Origin of the sequence: Brevundimonas sp. (assembly GCF_036963785.1) — a bacterium.
In the GTDB taxonomy this organism is placed as follows: Bacteria; Pseudomonadota; Alphaproteobacteria; order Caulobacterales; family Caulobacteraceae; genus Brevundimonas.
Window position 1 is genome coordinate 1 of the sequence record NZ_JBALUS010000009.1, and the last position, 1689, is coordinate 1689.

1 protein-coding gene and 1 pseudogene are annotated in these 1689 nt (G+C 59.0%); both read right to left on the reverse strand.

Features of this window, described 5'->3' with window-relative positions:
* A pseudogene (locus V7672_RS14620) lies at positions 1–447 on the reverse strand (RHS repeat-associated core domain-containing protein); the annotation flags it as partial.
* Between the two features lie 501 nt (positions 448–948).
* Positions 949–1689 (reverse strand): RHS repeat-associated core domain-containing protein, encoded by a 741-nt coding sequence (locus V7672_RS15345; RefSeq protein WP_442889555.1) that lies wholly within the window; start codon positions 1687–1689, stop codon positions 949–951.

Genomic DNA, 1689 nt, shown 5'->3' on the forward strand with positions numbered 1-1689 from the left:
CATCTGGCCCGTGTACTGGAACCGGCTGGTGTAGGCGCCGGCGCGGACGCCGTATTCGTCATAGGCCTGAACGCTGGCAGCCCCAGACCCATCGGCCAGGCCGATCACCGACTGGCGCTCATCGGCCAGCAGCCAGCTCCGCGTGCTGGTGCCCGAGCCCGCATAGGAGACGAGCACATCGTCCAGCCCCACGCCCGGCACATAGCGGGCCGAGGGGGTCGAACCGGTCGCGGGGTATTCGCCCACCACCTGCAGGCCGTCGTAGAGGAACCGGGTCGTGGCGGTGCCGGCCACGCGTTCCAGCCGGTTCAGCGGATCGAAGGTGAAGGTCGCCCCGCCCGCCGAGGTCAGATTGTTCTGCGTGTCATAGCCATAGCTGCCGCCCGGTCCGGCAGTGATGTTGCCGCGCGTGTCATAGGTGACCGAGGTGCTGCCCGCTTGGGTCACCCGGTTCAGGCCGTCGTTGTCATAGGCCGTCGCGCCGACGGTGGGGGCGTGGACATACCTGGCTTTCGGCCAGCAGGTCCTCGACGTTACGAAGCGACAGCGGGTATTTGACGTACATCATCACCCCGAGGCGGATGACCTCCGGCGAGCTGTCAAAGTACCAGAAGGGTTCTTCGATTTGGCCATGCCGGAGACGCTAGGTGTCCCCGACGTCACCGGCAATCAGTTTGGGCTGACAGTGCCTGTTCCTACAGTCTCAGGTAAATCAAGTAAGGTGTTTAACCGCTATTCTAGCCACAACGCTGATACCAAACATCATAATAAATACCAGAACGCTAATAGCAGAAAAGATTGCAATGTCACGTACAATATCAGACCTCCAGATTATATATATAACAGCAGATGTGATAAATATTAATAGCGATAAAATGCCAGCGATTAAGGAACCGGAGGCCCATTTATTTAATGCTCGCAGGCTTTTATCATATGAGAAGAAAGAATTTAACATCCAATCGGTCCTGTACTCAAGTGCGCGCTAAACTGTCGGCCCAAGGCGCCATATACTCCGAGTCCGGTCCTCTTGCCAGCAGAGAGAGCGTAGTTGTAGTCATATGTGAGTAGCCGTGTACTAGCCTCTACCCCGCCTCTGTAGGCTGCGCCCAGTTGCATCAGCCAAGGCGCTGATGTGCTGAAGCCGGGGGGAGGGGTGTCCCTGGAAACACCTAGCGAACCCGTCGGCCCAGCGCCCGCAAAGATTCCGAATCCGGCTAGCAGCGTAAAGCTAGCGCTACCAGTTATAGATGATCCCCTAAAGTCAAAGTCTTGTAACGCTGAAGCCGGAATTGAAATTGTGGGGCCAAATTGGGGTGAGCCGCCCACAGCCAATACAAAGAGTGTGGCACTGCCGCTGAGGCCAAGGTCAATAAATGGACCCGATGGGCATGAATCACCGTCGCCTCTCGCGCCGCTTCCACCGCCAGTGGGCGGAGTATTCCAGTCTAGCCGGGCCCGCCCGCTCACGTAAGGGATAGACGCGCAGATCAGCCGGGGGGGATTTGCGGGATCGACCTGATTGGTGGGGATGCCAGGCCAGTCTATGCACTCCTGCCGAGAGATTCCTGGGCCAGGGTCCTGCGTCAGCCCCAGCGGATCTGTGAAGTTCACCGGATCCCCGCCCACATACGCATAGAGGTTCGCCCCCGCCGCATAGCCGATGGGGTCGGTCTGCAGGAACCGGCCCAG